Raw genomic sequence first — 26,585 nt, 5'->3', positions numbered from 1 at the left:
ACACTATGAGTAGAAGGTCGGAGTCGGCAATTGCCCGCGCAGGGCCCATTCACCGAGTTCGTGCAGCTTGTAGTCGAGCGGGTCGTGCAGGCTCTGGGTGCGCAGGTTGCGCCAGTGCCGGTCGAGGCCCACCGAGGCCTGGGTGGCGCGGGCGCCGGTGACTTCAAACACCTTGCTGCAAATTTCCAGGCCATCGCGGCTGGCGGCCACCTTGGCGGTGGCGATGGTCACCGCCAGGCGCCCGCGTTGCTCGGCACTCAGCGCCGCGCCTTTGCCCCAGGCCTGGTCCAGCTCATGGGCAGCCCGGTCGACCAGCAGGCGTGCGCCCTGCAGGCGCACCCAGAAATCGCCGAAATGATTGAGTACATAAGGGTCGGCGCTGCTCTGTTCGGCGAGCGATTTGAACCATGGCCGCGACTCGCGCAGGGCGTAGTGCCGGGCCTCTTCGAAAGCACCTTCGGCGATGCCGAGGAAGATATTGGCGAAATGCAGCTGGGCAATCAGCGGGCGCAGGCAGGCGAACGGCGTGCTCAAGGGGCCGGGGTCGAGCAGCAGGTCGCTTTCTTCCACCCGCACCCGTTCGAAGGTGGCGCTGCCGCTGTCGGTCTGGCGCTGGCCCATGTTGTGCCAGTCGTTGTGCAAGGTGATACCGGTGCGCCCGCTGGGGATCGCTGCGATCAACAGCTTGCCGCCGGCGCTTTCGTCCACCGCCGAGGCGATGAGCATCTCCGAATCGCTGGCGCCGGAGCAGAAGCTTTTTTTTCCCGAGAATTCGCGAAAGCTGCCACGGTCCTTGACCACCGTGCGGGTATCCAGGGGGTTGAGGGCATTGCCCCAGAACCAGCTCTTGCGCGCGGTCAGTTCGAACCACGGTTGCCACTGCGCCGGGGTGGCGAACAGGCGCACGGTGGCGAGCATCAGGTGATGAAAACCAAACACGTGGGCCAGGGAGCTGTCGACCCGGGCGAATTCGCGGACCACGTCGAAGGTTTGCGTCCAGCTGGCGCCCAGCCCGCCGAAGTCGCGGGGGATGCTCAAGGCCAGCAGGCCGCTGCTGCGGATGGCATCGCGTTCGGCCTTGGGCGTGCCGCCCTGGCGGTCGCGCTCGACCGCACTGCGGGCGAACTCACTGGCCAGTTCCCGCGCGATGTGCAAAGGAGTCGATGGAGTGCTGTGCAAAGGTGGCGCTCACTTGCTCTATGAGGGTGGCACCGATGCTAAAGGATCTAAAAAACTGAAAATAAATAACTTATAGGTCTTTCGATATGTCGATTTATATATTTCTTTTGGTTCTATATTCGTAAGTATTTATTCTTTTTAATTTTATCCGCTCGAGCGCAATCTGCACCTCAAGCACTGCGCGGCAGTGCACCCCAGGATGAGGAAGCAGCACATGACCATCAAGGCAATCAACGTACGCAATCAGTTCAAAGGCACGGTCAAGGAGATCATCGAAGGCCCGGTGGTGTCGGAGATCGATGTGCAGACCTCCGCCGGCATCGTCACTTCGGTGATCACCACTCGCTCGGTGCACGAGCTGGAACTGCGGGTCGGCAGCGAAGTGATTGCCTTCGTCAAATCCACCGAGGTGTCGATCGCCAAGCTATGAAGGGCAGGAACAACAACAGGCCGAGCCCCGGCAACGGGGCTCGGCCTTTTTTGTTTCAGGACTGGCTGGTTTGCGGCAGGATCATCTGCGCCGGGGCATCGGCGGCCTTGCGCCGTGCAACCAGGTAATACAGCACGCTGGGCACTACCAGGCCGATGATCCACGACAGGTCGACGCCGCCCAGGTGGGCAACCATCGGGCCGGTGTAGAGCTTGGTGGAAATGAACGGCATCTGCACCAGCACGCCGAGGGTGTAGACGATGATGCCGGGCATGTTCCAGCGCCCGTAACGGCCGTTCGGGTCGGCCAGGGCCGGCACGTCGTAGCGCTCCTTGGTGATGAAGTAGTAGTCCACCAGGTTGACCGCGCTCCAGGGTACGAAGAAGGTCAGCAGGAACAGGATGAACGATTTGAACGCCGCCAGGAACGAATGCTGGCCGAGCAGGGCGATCAACGTCGAGGCGCCAACGATGGCCAGGACGAAGAACAGCCGCTGGCGGCGGCTGACTTCGATGTGCCCGCGAAAGCCACTGATGATGGTGGCGATGCACATGAAGCTGCCGTAGGAGTTGAGGGTCGAGATGGTCACCTTGCCGAAGGCGATGCTGAAGTACAGCAGCGCGGCGGTGGCACCGGTACCGCCCAGGCCGACGATGTAGGCCACTTCACGGCCGGAGAACTGGCCGTTGGCGATCGCCGCGGCAAACACCCCGAGCACCATCGACGCCTGGGCGCCGACCACTGAGCCCAGGCCTGCGGCAAGGAAGGTCTTGAACGAAGAGGTGTTGCTCGGCAGGTAGCGCGAGTAGTCCGCCACATAGGGGCCGAAGGAGATCTGCCAGGACGCCGACAGCGACACCGCGAGCAGGAACGAGGCCCAGCTGAAGTGGCGGTTCTCCAGCAGCTGGCCGATGTCGCTGATGACCATGATGCGGCTGAACAGGTAGACGAAGGCGATGATCCCCAGCACGCTGGCGACCCGGCCGATCCAGTGGATCATGCGGTAGCCGAACACCGTGGCAAGCACGATGACCCCGGCGAAAATCAGAATGCCGGCGCTGTCGCTGACGCTCAGCAACTGGCCGATGGCCTGGCCCGAGAGCACCGTGCCGGTGGCGGTGAAGCCCAGGTACATCAGGCACACCAGGGCAATCGGGATGGCTGCGCCATAGACACCGAACTGCACGCGGCTGGAAATCATCTGCGGCAGGCCGAGTTTCGGCCCTTGGGCTGCGTGCAGGGCCATGACCGCGCCACCGACCAGTTGCCCGAGCAGCAGGCCGATCAGCGACCAGAACACATCGCCGCCGAGCACCACGGCCAGGGCCCCGGTGACGATTGCGGTGATTTGCAGGTTGGCACCCAGCCACAGGGTGAACTGGCTGTAGAGGCGTCCGTGTCGTTCGTTTTCCGGGATGTAGTCGATCGAGCGCCGCTCGATCAGGGGCTTGCTGCGCGAGGCACTGGCCTGGGTCATTGCTCGGGGTCTCCGCCTATTGTTTTGTTGTCGCGGTCGGGTCGCCGGCCGAACGCAGGTCGGCGACTGAAACAGATATGAGCATGTCTATACAAATACAGTCAAGTGAAGGTGTCGGCTTTGCTGCATCCATCCGTCGCGATGGATGCTGCGATGTTTTCGCCCATAAGGTTATGCTGTTGCGAAATATTACAAAGCCGTTGAGGGAAGCATGCCGTTAAAGGATTTGCTGTTGGCGCTGGTGGTGATTGTCGCCTGGGGCGTCAATTTCGTGGTCATCAAGGTCGGCCTCGATGGCCTGCCGCCGATGTTGCTGGGGGCCTTGCGCTTTGCCCTGGTGGCGTTCCCGGCGGTACTGCTGGTCAAGCGCCCGCAGCTGCCCTGGCGCTGGCTGATCGCCTACGGCGCAACCATCTCCCTGGGCCAGTTTGCCTTTCTCTTCGAGGCCATGGGCAACGGCATGCCGCCAGGGCTGGCGTCACTGGTGCTGCAGTCCCAGGCGTTCTTCACCCTGTTCTTTGCCGCGATTTTCCTCGGCGAACGGCTGCGCGCCGCCAGCGTGCTGGGCCTGCTGGTGGCCGCCGGCGGCCTGACCCTGATCGGCAGCGAGAATGGCGCCAGCGTGCCGTTTTTTGCCTTGCTGCTGACCCTGTGCGCGGCCTCGATGTGGGCCATGGGCAACATCATCACCCGCCGTTTCGGCAACATCGACCTGGTGGCCCTGGTGATCTGGGGCGGCCTGGTGCCGCCGCTGCCGTTCCTGGCGCTGTCGTGGTGGCTGGAAGGTCCCGAGCGGATCGAAAGCTCACTGCGCGCAATCGGCTGGAGTTCGATCCTGTCCCTGGCCTACCTGGCGTTCATCGCCACCATGCTCGGCTACAGCCTGTGGAGCCATCTGCTGTCGCGCTACCCGGCCGGCAAGGTGGCGCCGTTCTCGTTGCTGGTGCCGGTGGTGGGCCTGAGTTCCTCGGCCTTGCTGCTGGGTGAGCGCCTGACCCCGCTGCAAGGCTGGGGCGCGTTGCTGGTGATGGCCGGGTTGTTGATCAACGTCTTTGGCCCGCGCGTGCGTCAGTTGCTGCTGGCGCGGATGGCCGATCAAGGCAAAGCATGACCGCCGACAATGTTTGCTCGGCGCAGGGTGGTTAGCGTCTTGTGGGTTGTGCATTGGAAGGCACGGCTCTAATATCCAAGCACTTGCTTGTGTAATTGCGCTCAACCACCACGGACGTTCAAATGGATTTGCATACCTCCCTCTGGCTGTTCCAGGCGGTTCAGGCCCTTGGCCTGAGCCTCTGGCTCTGTATCGCGGTACTCAACAACCTGCAGGCGTTTCGCGCCTCCCTCGGTGCGGTCGGTGCGACCATGGCCATGGCGCCGTTGCGTCAGCCGCCGGCGATTGACTTGCCCCTGCTGTCCCGGGCCGTGCATGCCCCTGCTGCGCATCGCATTGCCCTGGTGCTGGTGCTGGTGCTGCAAGTGGTGGCCGCAGCCGCTGCCCTGGTCGGCGCCTACTCGCTGGTGATCGGTGGCGCAATCGAGCCGGCGCGGCCCTGGCTCAACCTGGCCCTGAGCGCGTTTCTCGGCTTTACCTTTGCCATGCTCCTGGGCGGGTTGTGGTTCGGCTACTGGATTCGCCAGGAGGGGTTGCAACTGACCCACCTGGTGCTGGTGCTCTGGGCCCTGCTGGCCTTTGTGCTGTTCAACGTGCAGTGGGCCTGAGGCCAGCCTCACAGGGAGTGGTGAATGAACAGGAAGTTTCTCGCGCTCGGCATCTTGCTGACGGGCGCAGCCATGGGGTCGCTGCTGGTCTGGCAACAGTCGCATACCGCGCAGGCTTCGGCGCCACCGGCACGTACGCTGGTCAAGGTGGCCCTGGGTACGGTGCAACGGGCCCCGGCCAACGGCTTTTTCGCCGGGGTCGGCGAGCTTGAAGCGGCACGCCAGGTGCTGGTTTCGGCCGAGATCGGTGGGCGGGTGACGCGGATCAACTTCGTCTCCGGGCAGAAGGTGCGCCGGGGCGATGTGCTGATTACCCTTAACGACGCTCCCGAACAGGCCGAACGCGTTCGCCTGCAGGCGCAGTTGCACAACGCCAGGATCAACCACCGCCGGGTCCGTGACCTGGTGGCGGAAAACGCCGCCACCCAGGAGCAGCTCGACAATGCCCTGGCCGCCCGGGACATGGCCAGCGGCGAGCTGGCGCACACCGAGGCGGTGATCGCGCAGAAGACCATCCGCGCGCCGTTCGACGGCGTGCTCGGTATCCGCAAGGTCAACGAAGGCCAGTACCTGAACGTCGGCGATGCCATCGTCAGCCTGATCGACACCCGCACCCTGTACGTGAATTTCTCCCTCGACGAGCAGCTGAGCATCCACCTCAAGCCTGGCCAGGCGGTCGAGGTATTGCTCGATGCCTACCCCGAGCGCACCTTCCAGGCGCGCATCAGCGCCATCGACCCGCTGATCGGCCGCTCGCGCACGGTGCAGGTGCAGGCCACCCTGGACAACGCCGATGCGCTGCTCAAGGCCGGCATGTATGCCAGCGTCAAGGTTGCCGACCCGCAGGTGGCCGAGGTGCTCAGCTTGCCGGAAACCGCCGTGACCTATACCGCCTACGGCGACACGGTGTTCCTTGCCCGCCACGATGAGCAGCAGCAGGCGCTGGTGGTGCAGCGCGTGCCGGTCAAGGTCGGTGAGCGCCAGGACGGCCGGGTGATCATCCTCGAAGGGCTGCAGGAGCACGACCAGGTGGTGACCTCCGGCCAGCTCAAGCTCAGTGACGGGCTTGCGGTCGAAGCAACCGAAGACACCCTGCAACGCCCGGCGTTGTCCGGCTCCTGACCGATCGCCCAGAGACCTTCCGATGAAATTCACCGATCTGTTCGTGCGCCGGCCGGTGCTGGCGCTGGTGGTCAGCATCCTCATTCTGCTGCTGGGCATCCTTTCCCTGCGCCAGTTGCCGATCCGTCAGTACCCGATGCTGGAAAGCTCGACCATCACCGTGACCACCGAATACCCTGGCGCCTCCGCCGAGCTGATGCAAGGCTTCGTTACCCAGCCAATCGCCCAGGCGGTATCGTCGGTCGAAGGCATCGACTACCTGTCGTCGTCCTCGGTGCAGGGCCGCAGCCTGGTCACCGTGCGCATGGAGCTCAACCGCGACTCGACCCAGGCACTCACCGAGGTCATGGCCAAGGTCAACCAGGTGCGTTTTCGCCTGCCCGAGCAAGCCTATGACCCGGTAATCGAGCGCTCGTCCGGCGAGTCGACGGCGGTGGCCTATATCGGTTTTGCCAGCAACAGTCTGTCGACCCCGGCGATGACCGATTACCTGGCGCGGGTGGTCGAGCCGATCCTGACCACCATCGACGGCGTGGCCAAGGTCCAGGTGTTTGGCGGCCAGACCCTGTCGATGCGCCTGTGGATCGACCCGGCGCGCCTGGCCGCCCGCGGCCTGACCGCTGCCGATGTGGCTGAAGCTGTGCGCCGCAACAACTATCAGGCGGCGCCCGGCAAGGTCAAAGGCCAGTTCGTGGTCTCCAACATCCGGGTCAATACCGACTTGACCAGCGTTGGCGAGTTTCGCGAGCTGGTGATCCGCAATGACGGCAACGGCCTGGTGCGCATCAAGGACATCGGCACCGTCGAACTGGGCGCCGCCTCGGTGGAAACCAGCGCCTCCATGGACGGCGTGCGTGCCGTGCACCTGGGCCTGTTCCCGACCCCCGGCGGCAACCCGCTGGTGATCGTCGACGGCATCCGCAAGGTGCTGCCGGACATCCGCAAGACCCTGCCGCCGGACGTCAAGGCCGAGCTTGCCTTCGAGACCGCGCGCTTCATCCAGGCCTCGATCGATGAGGTGAGCAAGACGTTGCTCGAAGCATTGCTGATCGTGGTCATCGTCATTTACCTGTGCCTGGGCTCGCTGCGCACGGTGTTGATCCCGGTGGTGACCATTCCGCTGTCGATGCTCGGTGCGGCGGCGCTGATGCTGATGTTCGGCTTCAGCCTCAACCTGCTGACCTTGCTGGCCATGGTCCTGGCCGTCGGCCTGGTGGTGGACGATGCCATCGTCGTGGTCGAGAACGTCCACCGCCATATCGAAGAGGGCAAGACGCCGGTGGCCGCCGCATTGGTCGGGGCGCGGGAAGTGGCCGGGCCGGTGATCGCCATGACCATCACCCTGGCCGCGGTGTACGCACCGATCGGCATGATGGGCGGGCTGACCGGTGCGCTGTTTCGCGAGTTCGCCCTGACCCTGGCCGGGGCGGTGGTGGTCTCCGGTGTGGTGGCCTTGACCCTGTCGCCGGTGATGAGCTCGTTCCTGTTGCAGTCCAAGCAATCGGAAGGGCGCATGGCCCATGCCGCCAACCGCTTCTTCGATGCCCTGGCATCACGTTACAGCCGGGCGCTGGAATTCTCCCTGTCGCGGCGCTGGCTGAGTGCCGGGTTTGCCTTGCTGGTGTTGCTCAGCCTGCCGTGGCTCTACGGTTTGCCCCAGCGCGAACTGGCGCCGACCGAAGACCAGGCCGGCTTGCTGACTGCGATCAAGGCGCCGCAACATGCCAACCTGGATTACGTCGAGCGCTTTGCCGACAAGCTCGACCAGGTCTACAACCGCCTGCCGGAAACCGTCAGCACCTGGATCATCAACGGCAGCGACGGCCTTGCCTCGGGCATCGGTGGCATCAACCTGTCGTTGTGGGATGAGCGCGAGCGTACGGCTTCGCAGATCCAGGTGGATTTGCAGGCAGCGGTCAACGATGTCGAGGGCACCAGCATCTTCGCCTTCCAGCTGCCGGCCTTGCCGGGCTCCACCGGCGGCCTGCCGGTGCAACTGGTGCTGCGCAGTTCCCAGGATTACCAGGTGCTGTACCAGACCATGCAAGAGATCAAGCAAAAGGCTCGCGACAGCGGCTTGTTCGCCGTGGTCGACAGCGACCTGGACTACAACAACCCGGTGGTCCAGGTGCGCGTCGACCGGGCCAAGGCCAACAGCATGGGCATCCGCATGCAGGACATTGGCGAGTCGCTGGCGGTGCTGGTGGGCGAGAACTACCTGAACCGCTTCGGCCTCGAAGGGCGCTCCTACGACGTCATCGCCCAGAGCCCGCGCAGCCAGCGCCTGACCGCGCAAACCCTGACCCGCCAGTACGTGCGCAGCGAAGACGGCACCCTGGTGCCGCTGTCGACCGTGGTGCAGGTGTCCGAGCAGGTCGAGCCGAACAAGCTGACCCAGTTCAACCAGCAGAACGCCGCCACCTTCCAGGGCATCCCGGCGGCCGGGGTGACCCTGGGCGATGCGGTGGCGTTTCTCGATCAGGTGGCGGCGTCGCTGCCGGCCGGTTTCAGTTACGACTGGCAGTCCGATGCGCGCCAGTACACCCAGGAGGGCAGTGCGCTGATGCTGGCGTTCCTGGCGGCGGTGATCGTCATTTACCTGGTGCTGGCGGCGCAGTACGAAAGCCTGGTCGACCCGCTGATCATCCTCATCACCGTGCCGCTGTCGATCAGTGGTGCGCTGATTCCACTGGCGCTGGGCTATGCGACGGTGAACATCTACACCCAGATCGGCCTGGTAACCCTGATCGGCCTGATCAGCAAGCACGGCATCCTCATGGTCGAGTTCGCCAACACCTTGCAGGAAGAAGAGCAGCTCGACCGCGCGGCGGCGATCAGCAAGGCGGCGCAAATTCGCCTGCGGCCGATCCTGATGACCACCGCGGCCATGGTGGTCGGCCTGATCCCCTTGTTGTTTGCCTCCGGCGCAGGCGCCAACAGTCGCTTTGGCCTGGGCTTGGTGATTGTCTGCGGGATGTTGATCGGCACCTTGTTCACCCTGTTCGTGCTGCCCACGGTGTACAGCCTGCTGGCGCGCAAGCACTCGGTGGCTGCGCGCACGCCGCGGGCAGTGTCACTGGCTGATGCGCTGAGGAGCGAAGGATGAACAGAGCGAACCTGACCCTGGCCTGTGTGCTGTCGAGCCTGGCCCTGGCCGGCTGCAAGGTCGGTCCCGACTATGCAAAGGCAACGCCTGCGGCCATCCCCTTGAGCACGCCGCAACAGCAGCAGTTTGCTGCAGGTGCGCAGTTGCCGGCACAGTGGTGGTCGTTTTTCGACGACCCGCAACTGAACCGTCTGGTCGACACCGCGCTCAAGCATAACCATGACATCCGCCAGGCCCAGGCCAACCTGCTGGCGGCACGGGCGCTGTTCGATGACCGGCGCCTGGACCAGTACCCGGGTGTCACCGCACGTACCGGTTTCAGCCAGAGCCTTGAGCAGCAGCAACTGGCCGACGGCAGCGACCCGCAGCGGATGTTTTCGCGCAGCTACCGTGCAGGCTTCGACGTGCAGTGGGAGGTCGACCTGTTCGGCCGCTTGCAGCGCCTCACCGCTGCGGCCGAGGCGCGCTCGGAAGCGGCGCGGGCCGACCTTGAGCAGATGCGCCTGAGCATCGCCGCCGAAGTCGCCCGCGCCTACTACCAGCAACAGGGTTTGCGCCGCAGCCTGGACGTAGCGCAGGCCCAGGTCGAGGCCTGGCGTGAAACCCTGAAGCTCACCCGTGCCCAGGTGCGGGTCGGCAGCGGCCAGTACGAGGATGAGCAGAGCGCCCATGCCAACCTGCTGCTCAGCGAGGCGGCGGTGCCGCCGTTACAGGCGTCGATCCAGGAGGCCGGCTATCGTCTGGATGTACTTACCGGACGTGCCCCGAGCCTTGCCGAGGAGCCTGCGCAGGCGCACTTTTTGCCGCCATTGGCGCGGCAGTTGCCCTTGGGCGATGTCAACGCGCTGATCAACAACCGCCCCGATGTCGCCAGTGCCGAGCGGCAACTGGCAGCCAGCAGCGAAGACGTTGGCGTGGCGACTGCCGAGCTGTATCCACGCCTGGACCTGGGCGGTTTCATTGGCTTCTTCGCCTTGCGCAGTGGCGACCTGGGCAGTGCTGCGCGGGCTTACGAACTGGCGCCGACGGTGACCTGGCCGGCGTTGCGCCTGGGCAATGCCAAGGCTCGCTTGCGCGCTGCCAAGGCGCAGTCGCAAGGGGCACAGGCGCGCTATGAGCAGTCACTGCTGCTGGCCCGCGAAGAAGTGGAAAACGCCGTCACGCGCCTGGCCCGCAACCAGACCCGCCTCGGTACGCTGATGCAGTCGGCGGCCCATGGCGCCGATGCTGTCGACATTGCCTCCAAGCGCTACCGGCGTGGGGCGGGTACCTACATGGCGGTGCTGGAAAACCAGCGGGCGTTCTTCTTGATCAAGCGTGAAGTGGCCGAGGCCGAGACCGCTTCGTACCTCAATGCGATTGCCTTGTACAAGGCGTTGGGCTGGGGCAGTGGCGGGGTGCAGTGATCGGCTCATCGCGGGTCCGGCGTACACAGATCCACTGGGAGCTGGCTTGCCAGCGATGAGGCCGGTCCAGCCAGCACATCACGTGGTGTCAGGATTACGACCGCTGTGCGCTCGATCGCTGGCAAGGCCAGCTCCCACAGGTTCGGCGTACATAGATCCGCTGTGGGAGCTGGCTTGCCAGCGATGAGGCCGGTCCAGCCAGCACATCAGTGTTGCCTGGATTACGACCGCTGCGCGCTCGATCGCTGGCAAGTCCGGCGTACACAGATCCACTGGGAGCTGGCTTGCCAGCGATGAGGCCGGTCCAGCCAGCACATCAGTGTTGCCTGGATTACGACCGCTGCGCGCTCGATCGCCGGCAAGGCCAGCTCCCACAGGTCCGGCGTACACAGATCCACTGTGGGAGCGGGCTTGACCCGCGATGAGGCCTTTCAGTCCGCCGCCAACCCGTTGGCCAGCAACTGCGCTTTGAGCTGCGGCCGGTAATTGCGCGCATAACAGCGGCCGATACTGCTCGACCAGTTTTGCCCCTCGACCCGCCCAACAACTTGCCAATGCTGCATCAGCTCGGCATCGTACGCCGCGATCGCCGCCGGCAACGCTTGGGCATCATAGCGCTCGTCATGACGAAACGAAGCCAGCGGCAAACGCGGCTTTTTCAACGCTGGCTGATGCACATAACCCAGGGCAACCCCGCACAGGGCAAAAGACTTTTCCGGCAGGCCAAGCAGTTCGATCATGCCGCCGGCGTCGGCGCGAATCCCGCCCACCGGCACCACGCCCAAGCCCAGCGAACGCGCCGCTGTCATCAGTGTCGAGAGAAGGATGCCACCATCGGTGCAAGCGGCAATCATGCCTTCCAGGTGCTGGTGGATGCACTGGCGGTCACCACTCAGGCGCGCCGCCTGTTCGGTCTTGTAGAAGTCCACCACCAGGGTGATGAACACCGGCGCCGCAGCAATCCAGGGCTGCCCGCCGGCCAGTTCGGCGATCTGCCGGCGCCGTTCGGCATCACGCACGACCACCGCAGACAGGTGTTGGGCGTTGAAGGAGGTCGGCGCCTGGTGGGCCGCCTGGAGGATGGCGTCGAGTAGCTCGTCGCTGATCGGCCGGTCGTGGAAACTGCGCTCGCTGCGGTGGCTGGCCAGCAGCTCGATGGTCGGGTTCATGTTTGCCTCATTCCTTAAGGTCTTGTGGGGTTACTGCGCGGGCGCCGTCCTCGGCACGACCCGGTACACGCAGCGTCGGTCACCTGATATCAGATGTTCACAGCGCTCGACAAGCGCCTGTTCACCGAGCACCGACTGAAAGATCTGCAATTCCGAGCGGCAGAACCCCTGGCAGCGGCTGGCTGCCACGCAGATCGGGCAGTGGTTTTCGATGATCAGCCAGCCGTCGTCGCTCTCGACCATTTCCGCCATGTAGCCGGCGCGCTCGCGTAGCTGCACCAGTACCCGCACTTTGTCTTCGACCGATTCGGCCTGGCTGCAGGCCTGCAGGTATTCGCTGCGGTTGGCGGTTTCCATGCGGGTGATGAGCTGATCGACGCCTTCATGGCCGAACACCTGCTCGACCGTCTCGATCAATTGCAGGGTCAACACGCTGTGGGAGTCGGGGAAGCGCCGCTGCGCGGCTTCGGTCAGGGTCCACTTCTGCGAGGGACGGCCTGCACCCTTGGTCGGTGCACTGATGCCGGTGATCAGCTCGGCGCTGTGCAGCTTCTGGATCTGCTGGCGTGCGGCTTCGAAGGTGATGTCGAGCAGGCTGGCAAGATCGGTGGTTTTCAGCGCACCACGGGTCTTGAGCAAAAACAGGATGCGGTCGGCGGTAGAGCTGGCGTCGGCGGCGGGTGCAGTCATTGTGAGCGAGTAACCCTGCGAATAGGCGTTGACGGTTGACCTGTGGCGCCATCCATTGCGCAGGTAACGAGCTTGAGCATAAGCAGTTTTAGCACTGCGGTGGTTATTTGTAAAAGGTATCAACTACAAACTTTAAAGCTCAAAAAAATATAAAAGATCGAATTTGTGTTTTTCTGGGCAGCGACTAGGATCATTTCTTAGTTTTGCCGGTGGCTGCAGTGAGCACCGCCGCCGGGCAAACCCGTGCCGTGCAGGGCAGGCCTTTAGCCTGAAGCGTTTAAGCAATGAAACTCAACAGGGAAGTGAGTGTATGAATGCGCAAAAACCGGTGACCATCTATGAGCACGCCGAGGAGGCCAACACCCTCAATGGTGTGTTCGACCTGGTGAAACTCTCGGATCAGTATCGCCAGTCGGCCATCCTTCATTCGGCGGTCGCCCAGAAGGTCTTTGACCATACTCGGCAACCGGCCAAAGCTGAGGCGGTAAGCCTGGCACTGGGCTGGGTGGCCAACAAGGGCAAGATCTTCCTCAATGCCCTGGTTGCCATGGGCCTGCTGCAAAAAACCGCACAGGGCTTCGTCAATCAACCGTTGAGCGAGCGCTTCCTGGTCAGCAGCAGTGCTGAATTCATCGGTCCGATCATTGCCCACCAGCGCTTGCAATGGCAGAACTGGCCACGTCTGGGCGAGATTCTCAGCACCACCCAATCGCTGGATTTCCAGCAGGAAAACCGCTTCAAGCATGACGTTGCCGCCCGTGATGCCTTTAACGATGCCATGGTCCGCTTCAGCCAGCCAATGGTCGATGTACTGCGTGAGTTGTCAGTGTTTGACCACGCTAGCAAGGTCATCGACCTGGCCGGTGGCCACGGCACCTATATCGCCGAAATCGCCCGCCGCCATCCGCAGGTCAAAGGTGAAATCTGGGACCTGGACGCCACCCGCCAGGCGGCCCAGAGCACCATCGGCAAGTACCAGCTTGAGCAACGGCTGAGCTTCAAGGAACGCAACCTGCTGGACCTGCCGCGCTATCAGGATGAGCGTGCCGATGTGGTGATGCTCAACGACTGCCTGCATTACTTCACCCGCGAGCAGACCAGCGCCCTGATCAAGGGCGCCAGCCAGTTGCTGGAAGCCAGGGGCGCCTTGCTGATCCTCAGCATGACCCTGGACGAGGACGAGATTCACCCGGCGCTGTCGGCGGATTTCTCCTTGCACATGATGGTCAACACGGTGAATGGCGAGCTGCATCCGACCCGCTGGCTGGCCCAGCAACTGCAAGCCCAGGGCCTGGGCGTCGAGCAGGAACCGATCGGTCGCTACACCTTGCTGATCGGGCGGAGGGCCAACTGATGCTCAAGTTCATCTTGCTGCACGCGGCCAACCCCGACGCCCCTGCGTTGACCCTGATCGGTGAACTGGGCCAGGTGGCCAGCGCTGCCGGCTTTGAGCTGCACGCCACCGCGCAACTGGCCCTCCAGGGTGAGGCCGATGGCCTGATCGTATTGCTGGCAGGTGCCGAGCAAGCGGCATTGGCGGCCCAGCTCAAAGGCGCCGAAAGCCTTTATCGCAACACCGCGGTAACTCTGGTACGCCTGGCCGACAGCCAGGGCAGGGAGCCAGGCGCAGATGCCATCCAGCAGCAATTACTGCAGGCTGCGGCGTGCTTCATCTACCCCTATGGCCTGACCCGGCTGCAGCAGGCGCAATCGAGCGATTCACTCAAAGCCTGGCTGGCCGGGTACTCGAAGTTCAGCGCCGCGGTAAAGATGTGGCGGGCCCTGGAAGGGGTATCGATCGACGCCGCTGCGCTGGCACGCCAGCAACCGCAGCTCAATCACATCAACATCCTGGCCCGCGACCTGGAGGCTTCGCAAACCTTCTACCGCGATATCTTCGGCGCGCGTTATTGCTACAACCTCGGCCCGCGCAAGGTCGTGATGGAGCTTAACGGTTTCGATTTCTTTATCGAACAGAGCGCCGGGTTCAGCTACCCGCCGGGCTATCACATCGGCATTCGCGCCTTGCCCGAAGACGTCAAGCGCATCGCCGAGCGGGTCACGGCCAATGGCTCGATCAAGCTGGTCAAGGGCAATGGCCCGGCGCCGGGCTATCACCATGGGCCGGACAACGTGCGCAGCGCCGTGTACTTCGAAGACCCCGATGGCCTGGTGGTCGAAGTCTACAGCGCAGAAATCGAAATGATCGAAACCAACCGCCGATTGCTGCTCGACCAGCTCTGAGGCTTCCCCTGGGTACTGCGTCGTGGGCCGAACCGGGTTCGGCCCCGCCGTGGGCGTCGTTACTCAAAACAAGGTGCAAGGATGAACAGTCTCAACGATCGGCACTGGCCGCAATTACCCAGCCCGCTGCCCAAGGACGTTAGCGACCGGGTGCTGATGGGCTACCCGCAACATTACCTGGAGTACCCACTGGTGGAGCAGGTCGGGCTGGCGATCAGCGCGATGCTCGATACCCCGGTCGAACAACTGCTGGCGCTGCTGGAAAGCGCCGGCGCGCCGCTGCACCGGCGCATTGGTGCAGGCGAAGTGCTGGGCTTGCGCGGCGACCCGCGCATTGACGTGTTCAATCCGCAGATGATCGACATTCCCGCCGCGACCGTGCAGATCGGCCTTGCGCCGCACAAGGTGGCCCAGGTCATGGACGACTTCGCCGGGCTGGGCCTGGACCGCAGTTGGATCGAAAAGGAAACCCCGCAGCACAGCGTTACGCTGGACAGCTACCGCATCGCCCGCTTCGCCGTGACCAACAGTGAGTACCGCGAGTTCCTGCTCGACACCGGCCACCCGGCGCTGCCCAGCAGCTGGGCGTTCGGCCGCTACCCGCAGCAACGCGCCAACCATCCGGTGTACAGCGTCAGCGACAGCGACGCCGATGCCTACGCGCAGTGGTTGAGCCAGCGCACCGGTCGGCGTTTCAGCCTGCCCACCGAAGCCCAGTGGGAGCACGCGGCCGCCGGGCCCCAGGGTCTGCAGTTTCCCTGGGGCGAGCAGTTCCACGCCGAGTACGCCAACACCATCGAGCTGGGTTACCTGGACAGCACCCCGGTGGGGGTATTCCCTCAGGGCGCTTCGGCGTTCGGTGTGCTGGACATGGCCGGCAATGTCGAGGAATACGTCGCCGATGACTATCGGCCGTACCCCGGCGGCCCGCAGATCAACGACGACCTGGTGCTGGATGTCGGTCGTCACCGGATCGCCCGTGGTGGCAGTTTCACGCGCTTTCGCGACCTGGCGCGCAACCCTCGGCGACATGGGCGTTACCCGCGACCGATCTATGTCATGGGCTTTCGCCTGGTAGAAAACAACAACTGAAGTACCTGTCATTCGTGCGAGGTTTTAATCATGAACAACGACGTTTCGCTGCACACCAAAGTGCCGATCTCGATCCTGGGCGGCACGGTTGATGCCCACTTCTTCGGCTTCAAGGGCTTCGACAAACACAACGAGCATTTTGCCGTTGGCATCAACCTGGACAAGGCCCAGGTGCCGCTGGTGCGGGTGCATTCCGAATGCATCACCGGTGATGTGTTCGGCTCCCAGCGCTGCGACTGCGGCCCGCAACTGCAGGAGGCGCTGAACACCCTGAACGTGCAGGGCGGCTACCTCATCTACCTGCGCCAGGAAGGCCGCGGCATCGGCCTGTACTCCAAGTTCGAGACGTATCTGCTGCAGGACCGCGGCCTGGACACCTACGAAGCGAACCTTGAGCTCAACCACCCGGCGGATTCGCGCAGCTTCAGCCCCGCCGTGCAGATGCTCAAGGCCCTGGATGTGCACCGCTGCCGCCTGCTGACCAACAACCCCGACAAGGTCCAGCAGTTGCGAGAGGGCGGTATCGACGTCATCGACCAGGTGCCGACCGGAGTGTTCCTCACCCAACACAACCGCAACTACCTGCTGTCGAAAGTGGCCAAGTCCAGCCACTCCATCAAGCTCTGATTGTTCTCTGAAGAAAAAAGGATTTTTCGATGAAACACATAGGCCCCATCAGCGGTATCGCCGCCCATGCAGCAGAGTTCGTCGCCACCGCCGGCTACGACAATCAGGTCATCCTGTGGAATGCCCGCACCGGCTTGCCGATTCACCGCGTGCACCACGACCACCTGGCCAACCAGTGCGCTTTCAGCGCCGATGGCAAGCACCTGGTCAGTGCCAGCAGCGACTACACCGCGCGCATCTGGGAAGTGCCGAGCATGCGCCTGAAGGCGGTGCTGTCCGGCCACCGGGACGACGTCGAGATGGCAGTGTTCTCGCCCGACGGCACGCTGGTCGCCACCTGCTCGCGTGATCACGTGCTGCGTATTTTCGACCTGCACGGTAACCTCAAAGGCAGTTTCCATGGCCACCAGGCCGACGTGATTTCGGTGGTCTGGTCGCCCGACGGCAAGCGTCTGATTTCCAGCAGCGACGACGGCACCGTGCGCCAGTGGGACACCGCCAGCTTCGCCCAGTGCGATGAAGTGGACATTGGCGGCGTCGAGACCGACACCATCGCCATCACCCGCAATGGCGTGGTGTTCGCCGGCGACGACGAAGGGCGCATCTCGATCATCGGCCAGGGCCAGGTGCGCAGCGTTGCCGCCCACGACGCCGGGATCAAGCGCATCGTCTGGAACGACGACAAGCAACTGCTGGTGACCCTGAGCTACGACCGCTCGGCGATCCTCTGGCGCTTCGATGCCCAGCACAACCTCAGCAAGCTGCGCAGCACTGCGTTGCCGAGCATCATCTGGCCGCGCAGCTGCGCCTTTGTCGGTGAAGAAGAACTGGTGTTCGCCACCTTCGGCTCGCGCTACGCCACCTGGAACTACGAGCGTGACCAGTGGAGCATCGACGGTATCCAGCCGGCGGTCAGCATCAACGCGGTGGTCAGTGCCCAGGGCCAGCAGTACAGCATTGGCGATGCCGGCTTGCTGTTTCGCGACAACCAGCCGGTCTCCGGGGTTGGCAGCCTGTGCAATTTCCTCCTGCCGTTCGGGCCGCTGCTGCTGACCGGCGGGCAGATGGGCCAGGTGTTCGATGCCCTCAGCGGGCAACTGCTGTACCAGCACCGTTCGCCGCTGAACTGCGGCACCACCTTCGAGAAAAATGGCGTGCCGCACGCGTTGATCGGCACCTACACCGGCGAAGGCCTGGTGTTCATCCTCGACGGTCGCGACGGCCTGCAACTGGTGGCATCGATCGCCATGCATGACAACGCCATCAAGGGCGTGGCCGCCAACGACCGCTATCTCTTCAGTGTCTGCGCCTCGGCTGACGCCGCTCTGCACCGCATCGACGACTTCAGTTGCGCCCGCCATATCGACAACGCCCATTCGCGCATTTCCAATGGGTGCTGCCAGATCGAAGGCGGCTTCGCCAGCATCGGCCGCGACCTCAAGCTGCGCCTGTGGCTGGACGGTGGCGATGAAGTCTACGACTCGCCGCACCAGCATTCGATCAAATGCATCGGCGCCTCGGCCGATGGGGCGATCATCGCCACCGCCGCCTACAACGGCACTGTGGCCCTGTTCGACCTGGCCACGCGTAGCTGGCAGCCGTTGCAACGGCCCACCGCCAGCGGCATTTCCTGCATCACCCACAGCGGCCAGCAGCATGACTTTTTGGCCAGTTCCTATGACGGCAACATCTACGGCATCGCCGCCCGGCGTGCTTCCTGAGTGCAAGGAGATCGGTCAATGAGCAAGCAGGCAGTGGATTTCATGGCGCCGGAGGCTTACCGCAAGGCCCTCGATACCTCGTTCGTGCACCGTTATAGCCATGGCGAAGACGAGTGGTCGTGGGACATCGGAATGGCCAGGGCGGCGCGGGTGTTTCTCGCCGCCCTTGGCGACAAACCCGATCAGCGCATCCTCGATGTCGGGGTCGGCCGTGGCCGCGATGCCTCGGAGTTCATCCAGGCGGGGCACCGGGTCACTGGCCTGGACATCGTCGAGAACTCCAGCTGGCCGCTGTTGCGCAAGCGCTGGGGCGAGCGCCTGGAACTGGTCAACAGCGCCCTGCAGGACTGGCAAACTGCCGAGGGGCGGCAGTTCGACGCGGTGCTCGACAACGGCTGCTTCCATCATCAGCACCCGGATGAATGGGATGCCTACCTTGCACACATGCGCAGCCATGTACGCAAGGGTGGCCTGATTGCCCTCAATGTTTTTGGTGTGGACAGCAGCAACCCGGTACCGGGCTGGCGTGAGATGGACAACCAGCGCCAGGGCTATTTCTTTACCGAGCAGGGCATCCGCGACACCCTCGAAGGCTACGGCTTTACCTGGCAGGAGCTGGTGGTGATCGAACGCCAGCATGGCGATGCCATGTACCTGCTGGCGCTGGTGCGCAACTGAGTTTGAACACGGCCGAGCCCGGCGTTTGGGGCCCGGCCGTGGTGTTTACTTCCTGCAGATCAGGCCGATCTGCAGGCTGTTGCTTTCAAACTCATCCCAGTAGCCCGGATCGCGGGCCTCTCTGCGTTGTTTGCTGATCAGCGGCGCGATCCAGCGGCAGTCGCTGAATCCTGCCGCTTTCGCCGCGTCTTCATATACGTCCTGGCGCCAGCGGTAGTAGGTGAAATCCGCTGGCGGCGTGGACATGAACTGGGCCTTGCAGCGAAAGCCGCCGTCCACCGCGCTTTCAGCCAGCACGCTGATGCCGTAGCGGGTGAAATTGCCCTTGTTCAGGTCGAACGCCGGGTTGGCGGTGTAGGCAACCAGGTGGCCGCCGGGCTTGAGGTTCTGTGCTGCCGCGCTGAACATCCGCCCCAGGTCCTCGACGCTGCTGGCGTAATTGAACAACCAGGCTGCGGTGACCTTGTCGTAGCTTCCGATGCGTCCCATCTGCGTGACGTCGCGTACTTCGTAGGCGATGCCGTCGTTGGCCTGGCGGGCCTGGTAGATCATGCTCGGAGAGAAATCCACGCCGCGCACATGGGCTGCGCCCCAGTCCTTGAGCTGGCGGCTGAAAAAGCCCTGGCCGCACGCCAGGTCGAGAATGTCCAGACCCTGCACGTTACCGACCATGTAGCGGAAGGTATCGACTTCGACACCGCGCTGGCTGGCGTGGCTGGTGAAGTCCTCGAACTGATCGCTGATGCGCTCGTACACCTGTTTGGCTTCTTTCATCGTTGCTCCTTGCATGGGACGGGGGACTCAACTCATCAGGCCAGGGCCTGGGCCGGAGTGCGGGTAAGCCGCCAGGCCAGCAGCAGGGCCAGCACCGGCGCGAGGGCAAATACGCCGAACAGCCAGGTTGCTGCCTGCTGTGCGCCGGCCACGCCTCCGGGCTCGACCAGCCCGGCGCTGTTGCTGACCAGCCCGGCCAGTGCCGCGGCAAGTGCGGTGGCGTATAACTGCACGGTGGTGATCGAGGCCGAGGCGAGGTTCTCTTCGCCCGCAGGGGCGTTGTTGAGCACCCGGGTCAGCAAATGCGGCCAGCCCAGGCCGATGCCCAGGCCAACCCCGGCCAGGGCCAGGCAATAAATAACCAGGCCCCAGGCCTGTTCCAGCCATGGCCGTTGCGGGGTCATCAGCGCCAGCGCCAGCAAAGCGATGAAGATCACCGCCGGGCCGAAGCGGATCATGCGTTCGGCCGCAATACCGGTACGACTGGCGCTGAACAGCGCCGCGACGGTCCAGCCGGCGGCCATGGCGGCGGTCATGTAGCCGGCGGCCAGCGGGCTCAGGCCATGAATTGCCTGAAGGAAATAGGGAACGAAAATTTCTGTGGTGATCGCCGCGATCAGCAGGCACATCATCGCGTACAGCCTACCCAGGGGCGTACTCAGCGCGTAGGCGCCAGTGGGAAGCAGGCGGCGGTTCGCGGTATGGTCGAGGCGGGCGATCAACACGGCAATGGCCAGGCCTGCGCCGATGCCGACCAGGTTCCAGAGCAGGTCGGTCGACAGGCTGGCGGCGGAAATGGCCAGCACCGAGGCCACCAGGCAGGCAATCAGGCCGTAGGGTGGGCGTGACTGCGAGGGGGCCGCGAGCTTGTTGTTCAACTGGCTGATGACGATCAGCGCCAGCAGCGCCGCCACCGGCAACAGCGACCAGAACGCCCAGCGCCAGTGGCCGCCCTGGGCAAAAATGCCGCCTACTGCCGGCCCGCACAGGGTGGCCACGCCCCACATGCCCGACACCAGGGCCATGGCCCGCGGCCACAGGCGTGGGTCGAACACCAGGCGAATCAGCGCGTAGCTCAGGGCAAACAGGATGCCGCCGCCCAGGCCCTGGACACTGCGGCCGGCCAGCAGCACCGGCATGCTCGGTGCGGCAGCGCAAATGATCGAGCCCAGGGCGAACACCGCCAGTGCCAGGAGAAAAGCGGCCCGTGCGCCCAGGCGTTCGATCAACTGCGCCGACAAGGTCGAACCGATGATTGAGGTGGCGACGAACAGCGTGGTGCTCCAGGCGTAAAAGGCCAGGCCGCCGATGTCGGCAATCACGGTGGGCAGGATGGTGGTAACGATATAGACGTTGATCGCGTGCAAGGCCACACCACCGGCCAGGGCAATCGAGCGCAGGGCATTGCGCCCGCGCAACAATTCGGCCCATGAGGCGGGGGCGGGGGTGTGGGCGGTATTCATGCGCGGCTCCTTCGCAGGTGGGGCTTCGAGTGGCTGAAAGTCTAGGTGCAGTTATACCATTACACAATGTATTGCTTGGATAAATAGGCCGCTCGCCCAGCGATGGTTTTGCTACCATCGCGTTTTTTTTACCGCCCGCGCATTGACCTGTCGGGCGGCTGACAGGCAAGGCCGAAGGAGAGCAGCATGATCATCACCACCACAGGGACTATCGAAGGCCGGGAAATTGCTGCCTATCTGGATGTGGTCAGCGCCGAGTCGGTCCAGGGCATCAACGTGGTTCGCGATATGTTCGCCAGCTTTCGCGACTTTTTCGGTGGCCGTTCACAAACCCTTGAAAGCGCCCTGAAAGAAGCGCGCATCCAGGCCACCGACGAAATCCGTGCCCGTGCGCGGAGCCTGCAGGCCGATGCGATTGTCGGCCTGGACTATGAAATCAGCATGCCGTCGGCGCGTGGTGGCATGGTCGTGGTGTTTGTCACCGGTACAGCGGTGAAGCTCAGGTAAGCGCGAAGGTGCGACAAAATAGCCCGGCCATTGGTCGGGCTTTTTTCTATCTGCCCGTGCGGTCCATAAATGACCAGCTAGTCTCAGGATCAACAGGGTCAGTACTTTTCCGGGCACTCATCTGTTGCCGGTACTGATCCGTTTTCGCAGGGAGACTGGGGCATGTTTGATTCCTACATCGAGGACAATAGCGACGAATTTCCAATCAACAGTCAGGTGCGCTGCGGCCAGAGCGGTTATCGCCTGGGCTTTGCCAACATGACCCTGGATGACACACAGGTGCGCCTGAATGCGCTGCAGCGCAGCAAGAAGGGCAAGTTCACGCCGCGCTTGCCGGCGAAGAAATAAACGAATCGACCACCCCCCCGCCCAACGGCGGGGTTTTTTTTGCATTGTTTGACCTTGCGCAAAGGTTGCGCAGCTCGCACTCGCTTGATGCCGGGTTGTGTGCCTTACTAATGCCGCCATCAATACAGGAGCCATTCGATGCGCATCAGGGAAGAGACGTACTGGAACTGGGCCGATGCACAACTGCACAGCCGCAGCCACGACGAACAGCTCAGTGACGGGACCAGCATCGACGTCCAGGTGAGGTTGTCGCGCACCGGCGCCACCCAGCTGTTCCTCGGCATCTATACGCGCCAGGGCAAGGCCATGGTCGAGGAGTATTACGACAATCGCCCCGGTGAAACCATGACCCGTGCCATGGTCTGGGGTGTTGACCGCGCCAGGGCACTGGCCACCGGTGCCTTGCCGCTGGAGAGGGCACCGCTGCGCCGTCAGGCCTGAGGGTGACGGTCGCGGCTGGCCTGGAGAAAACACGCCAGCTTGTCGCGTGAGGCGTCCAGGCTGTACGGGTGCATCTGGCGCACGGTGTGCGCCTCGTGGTTTTCATCCATCAAGCGGTAGAAGTCATCGACCAGGCGGCGCAGGCCGTCGATGCCACCGGCGGGATAAGCTCGCAAACCCAACCCCCCGCGACTCCGTGAAGAAGCATAAAAAAAGCCCAATCCGCAGGGATTGGGCTCAAGCGTGGCTGGGGCAGTGTTGCACCCCAGCGACCCTTAGCAGAGACGGTCGATCACCGCGACGCCAGGCTTGTTCTGCAGCGCAGCCCACTCGCTTTGCAGGGTCTGCAGAACCCGTCCGACATACTGGGTGTCGGCGGCGGCCTTCTTGCCAACATAGCCCTGGCCGCGACGGTACATCTTCAGGCGGGCACGCATGGTTGGCTTGCGTTCTTCGAACTCGGCTTCGTCGCTCATGGTTTCCAGGCTGTCCAGGTGAACTTCACCGGTTTTGCAGACCCAGAGGATGTGGCTGTCGAGAGTGTCCTTGCGCGCGGCGAACAGCCGGGCCAGTTCTTCAACAGTCGGTTGATTGTTCAGATTCATCATAAAGCCCCCTTGACCATTCGTTGTTTGTTCGCACTTGGCGCATAACATGTAGCGTTAAATGAAAGCTGCTACAGCAGCGTCACAACTGGGGGCTTCTACACGCTGCCTTTTGGGCAGTACCCATCCGCACACAGCTCATGGATCTGTCGAGCTGCCTGGAACACCCTTGCCAGTACCCCCGATCGGGGAGACGACCTCATCATGCAAGGGCCGACGAACGGCGTCAACAGGTTTTGTAGTGTTTTTTTCAAGGCACTACATCTTGTCGGACAATGCCTCGAATTCGGGGCATTGATGCGTATCAGTCCGCGCAAAAGCGATCTGCGCGATCATGGCCGTACATGTTCAGCAGGGAGTTTCCAATGAATTCGCCGGCCAATGTGCCTGTCTCACAAACCGCCAGAACCCGCGTGCCTATTGGCCTGCTGGTAGGTATCGCGGCCCTGGTCGGGGTGCTGTTGCTGCCGATGCCCGCCGACTTGCCGGTGGCTGGCCACCGGGTGTTGGCGATCCTCGCGTTTGCCGTGGTGGTGTGGATCAGCGAAGCGGTGTCGTATGAAGCCAGTGCGATCATGATCACTTCGCTGATGGCCTTCTTGCTCGGCACCGCGCCGACGGTGGCCGACCCTTCGGTAATCTATGGCTCGTCGGCCGCCATCACCCTGGCCCTGACCGGCTTTTCCAACAGTGCCCTGGCCCTGGTGGTCGGCGCCTTGTTCATCGCTGCGGCCATGACCCACACCGGGCTGGACCGGCGTATTGCCCTGGTGACCTTGTCGAGCATCGGCGTCAGCACCCGGCGTATCCTCATCGGCGCAGTGGCCGTTACCGTGCTGCTCAGCCTGGTGGTGCCCAGCGCCACCGCGCGCAGTGCCTGCGTGGTGCCGATCATGATGGGGGTAATCGCCGCCTTTGGTGTCGACAAGCGCTCGAACATCGCCGCCGGGATCATGATCATCGTCGCTCAGGGCACCAGCATCTGGAACATCGGTATCCAGACCGCCGCAGCGCAGAACCTGCTGACTGTCGGCTTCATGGACAAGATGCTCGGTGCGCGGGTGTCATGGATCGACTGGCTGATCGCCGGCGCACCATGGGCAGTGATCATGTCGGTGGTGCTGATCGTGCTGGTGCTGAAAATGCTACCGCCCGAGAGCGATGCGATTCCCGGTGGCAAGGCCGCGGTGAGCAAGACCCTGGCTGAGCTAGGGCCCATGACCGGCGCGCAGAAACGTCTGTTGGGCGTGTCGTTGCTGTTGCTGTTGGCGTGGGCCACCGAGGGCAAGCTGCATCACTTCGATACCACCTCGACCACCTACGCCGGCCTGGTGATTCTGCTCCTGCCCCGGCTCGGGGTGATGACCTGGAAAGACGTGCAGGCGCGCATTCCATGGGGCACGGTGATTGTTTTCGGGGTCGGCATCAGCCTGGGCACTACCTTGCTCACCACCCAGGCCGGGCAATGGCTGGGGACGCAGGTAGTGGCCCACACCGGGCTGGATCAGCTGGGCACCCTGGGGGTGTTCTCGATCCTTGCGGCATTCCTGATTCTGATTCACCTGGGCTTTGCCAGCGCCACCGCGCTGACCTCGGCGCTGTTGCCGATCCTGATCGCGGTGCTGCAAACCTTGCCGGGTGACTTCAGCCGCCTGGGCATGACCATGGCCCTGGGCTTCGTGGTCAGCTATGGTTTTATTTTGCCGATCAACGCACCGCAGAACATGGTCTGCCTGGGCACCGAGACCTTCACCGCCAAGCAGTTCGCGCGGGTGGGGATCATTGTGACCCTGATTGGCTATGGCCTGATGCTGGTGTTTGCCGCGACCTGGTGGCAGTGGCTGGGCTGGATGTAACGGCAAGACTCATCGCGGGGCAAGCCCCCTCCAAAAAAACCCCAGGAGGTGCGGGCCTTGCCCCCCCACCGATTATCAGAAGTTCGCCGGGGTGTTGGCGCTGATGATCTCGGCTTCATCCTGGCCGATATTCTTGAAGCTGTGGGGCAGGGTGGTGGGGAAGTAGTAACCGTCACCGGAGTTGAGGATGCTGACCTGGCCATCGACCCGCAGTTCGATGGTGCCACGGGTCACCAGGCCGCACTCTTCGCCCTCGGCGTGCACGATCGGCTCGCCGGAGTCGGCGCCCGGCGCGTACAGCTCGCGCAACATGCGCATCTGCCGGCCTTCGACACTGGCCCCGACCAGCAGCATGCGCAGGCCGCTGTTGCCCAGGTCGGGCTGTTCGGTCGAGCGGAACACAAAGCGCTCTTCACGGATCGGCTCGTCGAAACTGAAGAACTCCGCCAACGACATCGGAATGCCTTCAAGCAGCTTTTTCAGGGAACTGACCGAAGGGCTGACGCGATTCTGCTCGATCTGCGAGATCGTCGAGTTGGTCAGGCCACTGCGCCGAGCCAGCTCCCGTTGGGAGAGTTTGTTGCGTTCACGCACCAGTTTGAGTCGTGTCCCCGTGTCCATAGCCGCCTTATGTGTCAAAAATTTTGGGCGAGGCATTAAAACACATTCGAACCGGCTTTAGCGGCCCACCTGTTAGGCGGGCTTTTTCGGCTGCGGCCACAGCCCGACCAACAACAACAGCGCCGCGACAATCAGGTACGGCAGGCGCGGATCGGCGGCGTAGATCAGGGTCCCGGCCAGCGGCCCGATGACCACTCCCAGGCCCTGCACGGCGCCGATGGAACCGGCCGTGGCGCCTTGCTCGGAGGCGTCCATGGCGTTGGCCGCCAGTGCCGAAAACGCCGGGAACACCCAGCCCATGCCGCAGGCCGAGAAAAAGAAGCACGCCCACAAACCCACGGCACTGGTGGCCAGGGCGCTGGCGGCAAAGCCTACGGCGGCGATGCTGGCGCCGACGCGGATCATCCGCAGCGGTGGCCACTCGAGCTTGCGCACCAGGATCTGCGAAAGGATCAGCGCCACGCCGACCATGGTCAGGGCAACCCCGGCGGTCTGTGCGGCATCGGCCGGGTCCATGCCCAGGCGGTCGAGGGCGAAGAAACCGACGGTGATCTGCGCCACCGACACGCTGAGCATTGCCACGAAGGCCACCAGCAAGGGCCTGCGCAGCCGCGGGTCGGCCAGGCGCACCGGCCGTGGCGGTTGCTTGAGGTGCAGTTCCTGGCGCTTGAGCTTGAGCAGCAGCACCAGGAACGCCAGCATCGGCAGCACCGCCATCACATAGAACGGCAGGCTCAGACTGAAGCGCGCCAGCCCCGCCGCCAGTGCCGGGCCGATGACCAGGCCAAAGGCATTGGCCGCCCCCAGCGACGCCATGGCCCGGGCCCGGTGCTCGGGTTCGACGTTGTCGGCAATCAGTGCCGCGCCGCCGACCGGCAATGCGGCGTAGAACGCGCCGATCAGGCCGCGGCCCAGCACCAGCCCGGCGAACGCCAGGGCGGCGCTGGGCAACAGGTGCAAGGCGGTATCGATGAACAGACACAACGCCCAGTAGGCGACGGTGAAGCCTGCGGTGCCGAGCAGCAACACCTTGCGCCGCCCCAGCCGATCACTGGCACGGCCCCAGGGGCGGGCCAGCAGCATCCAGATCACCCCGGCAACCGTCACCGCCGCGCCGGCTTGCCAGGTGGCCAGGCCGAGGGTGCGGGCAATCGGGCCGATCAACGAGACGAACGCCATCATCGCCATGGTGCAGGCCATGTTGGCCGCCAGCAGCGGGCGTAGGTCGAAGGTAGAGCGCTCTGGTACGGCGAGCGCGGCAGGGTCCGTTGCGGTGGTCATGGGCTATCCAGGGCAGGTGAACATACCGG

At 63.6% G+C, this 26,585-nt stretch carries 25 protein-coding genes and 1 pseudogene; 16 read left to right on the top strand and 10 right to left on the bottom strand.

Annotated elements, in window-relative coordinates:
* Positions 1-3 precede the first annotated feature (3 nt).
* Complete coding sequence (locus ABIE20_RS24040) at positions 4-1,179, bottom strand: acyl-CoA dehydrogenase family protein (RefSeq protein ID WP_429507812.1); 1,176 nt, start codon at positions 1,177-1,179, stop codon at positions 4-6.
* A gap of 214 nt (positions 1,180-1,393) precedes the next feature.
* Here ABIE20_RS24040 and ABIE20_RS24035 point away from each other — a divergent pair, with 214 nt between their 5' ends.
* On the top strand, positions 1,394-1,609 hold the full coding sequence (locus ABIE20_RS24035; RefSeq protein ID WP_010227092.1) for a TOBE domain-containing protein: 216 nt from the start codon (positions 1,394-1,396) through the stop codon (positions 1,607-1,609).
* Between the two features lie 55 nt (positions 1,610-1,664).
* Here ABIE20_RS24035 and ABIE20_RS24030 read toward each other — a convergent pair whose 3' ends face one another.
* A complete protein-coding gene (locus ABIE20_RS24030) occupies positions 1,665-3,086 on the bottom strand; it encodes a purine-cytosine permease family protein (protein ID WP_429507809.1) in 1,422 nt (473 codons plus the stop codon).
* A 211-nt stretch (positions 3,087-3,297) separates the two neighbouring features.
* Here ABIE20_RS24030 and ABIE20_RS24025 point away from each other — a divergent pair, with 211 nt between their 5' ends.
* The 5 genes from ABIE20_RS24025 (at position 3,298) to ABIE20_RS24005 (ending at position 10,439) form a co-directional block, all read left to right on the top strand.
* Positions 3,298-4,197, top strand: coding sequence for an EamA family transporter (locus ABIE20_RS24025; RefSeq protein WP_429507808.1), 900 nt, complete (start codon positions 3,298-3,300; stop codon positions 4,195-4,197).
* 122 nt (positions 4,198-4,319) lie between these two features.
* On the top strand, positions 4,320-4,805 hold the full coding sequence (locus tag ABIE20_RS24020; RefSeq protein WP_429507806.1) for a DUF2165 family protein: 486 nt from the start codon (positions 4,320-4,322) through the stop codon (positions 4,803-4,805).
* Between the two features lie 24 nt (positions 4,806-4,829).
* Positions 4,830-5,927, top strand: coding sequence for an efflux RND transporter periplasmic adaptor subunit (locus ABIE20_RS24015; RefSeq protein ID WP_429507805.1), 1,098 nt, complete (start codon positions 4,830-4,832; stop codon positions 5,925-5,927).
* A gap of 22 nt (positions 5,928-5,949) precedes the next feature.
* Entirely contained in the window at positions 5,950-9,033 is a 3,084-nt protein-coding gene (locus ABIE20_RS24010; RefSeq protein WP_429507803.1) for a MexW/MexI family multidrug efflux RND transporter permease subunit, read from the top strand.
* Positions 9,030-10,439: an efflux transporter outer membrane subunit gene (locus ABIE20_RS24005; RefSeq protein ID WP_429507801.1), complete on the top strand. Its 1,410-nt coding sequence runs from the start codon at positions 9,030-9,032 to the stop codon at positions 10,437-10,439. Before ABIE20_RS24010 ends, ABIE20_RS24005 begins: the two co-directional genes overlap by 4 nt.
* A gap of 431 nt (positions 10,440-10,870) precedes the next feature.
* Here ABIE20_RS24005 and ABIE20_RS24000 read toward each other — a convergent pair whose 3' ends face one another.
* Both ABIE20_RS24000 and ABIE20_RS23995 read right to left on the bottom strand, forming a co-directional pair.
* Entirely contained in the window at positions 10,871-11,608 is a 738-nt protein-coding gene (locus tag ABIE20_RS24000) for a nitroreductase family protein (protein ID WP_429507800.1), read from the bottom strand.
* Positions 11,609-11,638: 30 nt separating this feature from the next.
* A complete protein-coding gene (locus tag ABIE20_RS23995) occupies positions 11,639-12,298 on the bottom strand; it encodes a helix-turn-helix transcriptional regulator (RefSeq protein WP_429507798.1) in 660 nt (219 codons plus the stop codon).
* Between the two features lie 310 nt (positions 12,299-12,608).
* On the opposite strand from ABIE20_RS23995, the gene ABIE20_RS23990 reads away from it, so the two are divergent.
* The 6 genes from ABIE20_RS23990 to ABIE20_RS23965 all read left to right on the top strand — a co-directional run bounded on the left by ABIE20_RS23990 (position 12,609) and on the right by ABIE20_RS23965 (position 18,660).
* A complete protein-coding gene (locus ABIE20_RS23990) occupies positions 12,609-13,652 on the top strand; it encodes a methyltransferase (protein ID WP_429507796.1) in 1,044 nt (347 codons plus the stop codon).
* Complete coding sequence (locus tag ABIE20_RS23985; protein WP_429507794.1) at positions 13,652-14,542, top strand: VOC family protein; 891 nt, start codon at positions 13,652-13,654, stop codon at positions 14,540-14,542. The genes ABIE20_RS23990 and ABIE20_RS23985 overlap by 1 nt, the downstream gene beginning before the upstream one ends.
* Before the next feature lie 81 nt (positions 14,543-14,623).
* The gene (locus tag ABIE20_RS23980) at positions 14,624-15,634 is read left to right on the top strand and encodes a formylglycine-generating enzyme family protein (RefSeq protein WP_429507792.1); all 1,011 of its coding nucleotides are present in this window, start codon (positions 14,624-14,626) and stop codon (positions 15,632-15,634) included.
* A 30-nt stretch (positions 15,635-15,664) separates the two neighbouring features.
* Positions 15,665-16,261: a GTP cyclohydrolase II RibA gene (gene ribA, locus ABIE20_RS23975; protein WP_429507791.1), complete on the top strand. Its 597-nt coding sequence runs from the start codon at positions 15,665-15,667 to the stop codon at positions 16,259-16,261.
* A gap of 29 nt (positions 16,262-16,290) precedes the next feature.
* The gene (locus ABIE20_RS23970) at positions 16,291-17,982 is read left to right on the top strand and encodes a WD40 repeat domain-containing protein (protein ID WP_429507789.1); all 1,692 of its coding nucleotides are present in this window, start codon (positions 16,291-16,293) and stop codon (positions 17,980-17,982) included.
* Positions 17,983-18,000: 18 nt separating this feature from the next.
* Positions 18,001-18,660 (top strand): SAM-dependent methyltransferase, encoded by a 660-nt coding sequence (locus ABIE20_RS23965; protein ID WP_429507788.1) that lies wholly within the window; start codon positions 18,001-18,003, stop codon positions 18,658-18,660.
* A 45-nt stretch (positions 18,661-18,705) separates the two neighbouring features.
* Here ABIE20_RS23965 and ABIE20_RS23960 read toward each other — a convergent pair whose 3' ends face one another.
* Complete coding sequence (locus ABIE20_RS23960; protein ID WP_429507787.1) at positions 18,706-19,434, bottom strand: class I SAM-dependent methyltransferase; 729 nt, start codon at positions 19,432-19,434, stop codon at positions 18,706-18,708.
* 35 nt (positions 19,435-19,469) lie between these two features.
* Positions 19,470-20,897 carry an MFS transporter gene (locus ABIE20_RS23955; protein WP_429507786.1) on the bottom strand — a complete coding sequence of 476 codons (1,428 nt, stop codon included), beginning with the start codon at positions 20,895-20,897 and terminating at the stop codon, positions 19,470-19,472.
* Positions 20,898-21,083: 186 nt separating this feature from the next.
* Here ABIE20_RS23955 and ABIE20_RS23950 point away from each other — a divergent pair, with 186 nt between their 5' ends.
* The 3 genes from ABIE20_RS23950 to ABIE20_RS23940 all read left to right on the top strand — a co-directional run bounded on the left by ABIE20_RS23950 (position 21,084) and on the right by ABIE20_RS23940 (position 22,193).
* Positions 21,084-21,404: a YbjQ family protein gene (locus ABIE20_RS23950; protein ID WP_429507785.1), complete on the top strand. Its 321-nt coding sequence runs from the start codon at positions 21,084-21,086 to the stop codon at positions 21,402-21,404.
* 162 nt (positions 21,405-21,566) lie between these two features.
* Positions 21,567-21,752 (top strand): hypothetical protein, encoded by a 186-nt coding sequence (locus ABIE20_RS23945; protein WP_429507783.1) that lies wholly within the window; start codon positions 21,567-21,569, stop codon positions 21,750-21,752.
* A gap of 138 nt (positions 21,753-21,890) precedes the next feature.
* A complete protein-coding gene (locus ABIE20_RS23940) occupies positions 21,891-22,193 on the top strand; it encodes a hypothetical protein (protein ID WP_429507781.1) in 303 nt (100 codons plus the stop codon).
* Positions 22,194-22,216: 23 nt separating this feature from the next.
* On the opposite strand, the pseudogene ABIE20_RS23935 reads toward ABIE20_RS23940, so the two are convergent.
* Both ABIE20_RS23935 and ABIE20_RS23930 read right to left on the bottom strand, forming a co-directional pair.
* Positions 22,217-22,414 (bottom strand): annotated as a pseudogene (locus ABIE20_RS23935) (hypothetical protein); the annotation flags it as partial.
* A 54-nt stretch (positions 22,415-22,468) separates the two neighbouring features.
* Positions 22,469-22,801: a hypothetical protein gene (locus tag ABIE20_RS23930; protein ID WP_429507779.1), complete on the bottom strand. Its 333-nt coding sequence runs from the start codon at positions 22,799-22,801 to the stop codon at positions 22,469-22,471.
* Between the two features lie 362 nt (positions 22,802-23,163).
* Between ABIE20_RS23930 and ABIE20_RS23925 the strand changes: the two genes are divergently transcribed.
* Positions 23,164-24,654, top strand: a complete 1,491-nt coding sequence (locus tag ABIE20_RS23925) for a DASS family sodium-coupled anion symporter (RefSeq protein ID WP_429507778.1) — start codon at positions 23,164-23,166, stop codon at positions 24,652-24,654.
* Positions 24,655-24,729: 75 nt separating this feature from the next.
* On the opposite strand, the gene ABIE20_RS23920 is transcribed toward ABIE20_RS23925, so the two are convergent.
* Positions 24,730-25,275, bottom strand: coding sequence for a cupin domain-containing protein (locus ABIE20_RS23920; protein ID WP_010226800.1), 546 nt, complete (start codon positions 25,273-25,275; stop codon positions 24,730-24,732).
* Between the two features lie 72 nt (positions 25,276-25,347).
* Entirely contained in the window at positions 25,348-26,556 is a 1,209-nt protein-coding gene (locus ABIE20_RS23915; RefSeq protein WP_429507777.1) for an MFS transporter, read from the bottom strand.
* Between the last annotated feature and the right edge of the window lie 29 nt (positions 26,557-26,585).

The sequence above is a fragment of the Pseudomonas sp. 2835 genome, from assembly GCF_050435905.1.
Classification (GTDB): Bacteria; Pseudomonadota; Gammaproteobacteria; order Pseudomonadales; family Pseudomonadaceae; genus Aquipseudomonas.
The sequence above is the reverse complement of the archived record's forward strand: the minus strand, read 5'-3'. Positions and strand labels throughout refer to the sequence as shown.

Coding starts and splice junctions, on each gene's coding strand:
- ABIE20_RS23970 (WP_429507789.1), top strand. CDS start 16,291: ATGAAACACATAGGCCCCATCAGCGGTATCGCCGCCCATGCAGCAGAG.
- ABIE20_RS24005 (WP_429507801.1), top strand. CDS start 9,030: ATGAACAGAGCGAACCTGACCCTGGCCTGTGTGCTGTCGAGCCTGGCC.
- ABIE20_RS24010 (WP_429507803.1), top strand. CDS start 5,950: ATGAAATTCACCGATCTGTTCGTGCGCCGGCCGGTGCTGGCGCTGGTG.
- ABIE20_RS23955 (WP_429507786.1), bottom strand. CDS start 20,897: ATGAATACCGCCCACACCCCCGCCCCCGCCTCATGGGCCGAATTGTTG.
- ABIE20_RS23985 (WP_429507794.1), top strand. CDS start 13,652: ATGCTCAAGTTCATCTTGCTGCACGCGGCCAACCCCGACGCCCCTGCG.
- ABIE20_RS23925 (WP_429507778.1), top strand. CDS start 23,164: ATGAATTCGCCGGCCAATGTGCCTGTCTCACAAACCGCCAGAACCCGC.
- ABIE20_RS23950 (WP_429507785.1), top strand. CDS start 21,084: ATGATCATCACCACCACAGGGACTATCGAAGGCCGGGAAATTGCTGCC.
- ribA (WP_429507791.1), top strand. CDS start 15,665: ATGAACAACGACGTTTCGCTGCACACCAAAGTGCCGATCTCGATCCTG.
- ABIE20_RS23930 (WP_429507779.1), bottom strand. CDS start 22,801: ATGATGAATCTGAACAATCAACCGACTGTTGAAGAACTGGCCCGGCTG.
- ABIE20_RS24020 (WP_429507806.1), top strand. CDS start 4,320: ATGGATTTGCATACCTCCCTCTGGCTGTTCCAGGCGGTTCAGGCCCTT.
- ABIE20_RS23990 (WP_429507796.1), top strand. CDS start 12,609: ATGAATGCGCAAAAACCGGTGACCATCTATGAGCACGCCGAGGAGGCC.
- ABIE20_RS23915 (WP_429507777.1), bottom strand. CDS start 26,556: ATGACCACCGCAACGGACCCTGCCGCGCTCGCCGTACCAGAGCGCTCT.
- ABIE20_RS23940 (WP_429507781.1), top strand. CDS start 21,891: ATGCGCATCAGGGAAGAGACGTACTGGAACTGGGCCGATGCACAACTG.
- ABIE20_RS23960 (WP_429507787.1), bottom strand. CDS start 19,434: ATGAAAGAAGCCAAACAGGTGTACGAGCGCATCAGCGATCAGTTCGAG.
- ABIE20_RS24000 (WP_429507800.1), bottom strand. CDS start 11,608: ATGAACCCGACCATCGAGCTGCTGGCCAGCCACCGCAGCGAGCGCAGT.
- ABIE20_RS23980 (WP_429507792.1), top strand. CDS start 14,624: ATGAACAGTCTCAACGATCGGCACTGGCCGCAATTACCCAGCCCGCTG.
- ABIE20_RS24025 (WP_429507808.1), top strand. CDS start 3,298: ATGCCGTTAAAGGATTTGCTGTTGGCGCTGGTGGTGATTGTCGCCTGG.
- ABIE20_RS24030 (WP_429507809.1), bottom strand. CDS start 3,086: ATGACCCAGGCCAGTGCCTCGCGCAGCAAGCCCCTGATCGAGCGGCGC.
- ABIE20_RS23965 (WP_429507788.1), top strand. CDS start 18,001: ATGAGCAAGCAGGCAGTGGATTTCATGGCGCCGGAGGCTTACCGCAAG.
- ABIE20_RS23920 (WP_010226800.1), bottom strand. CDS start 25,275: ATGGACACGGGGACACGACTCAAACTGGTGCGTGAACGCAACAAACTC.
- ABIE20_RS23945 (WP_429507783.1), top strand. CDS start 21,567: ATGTTTGATTCCTACATCGAGGACAATAGCGACGAATTTCCAATCAAC.
- ABIE20_RS24035 (WP_010227092.1), top strand. CDS start 1,394: ATGACCATCAAGGCAATCAACGTACGCAATCAGTTCAAAGGCACGGTC.
- ABIE20_RS24015 (WP_429507805.1), top strand. CDS start 4,830: ATGAACAGGAAGTTTCTCGCGCTCGGCATCTTGCTGACGGGCGCAGCC.
- ABIE20_RS23995 (WP_429507798.1), bottom strand. CDS start 12,298: ATGACTGCACCCGCCGCCGACGCCAGCTCTACCGCCGACCGCATCCTG.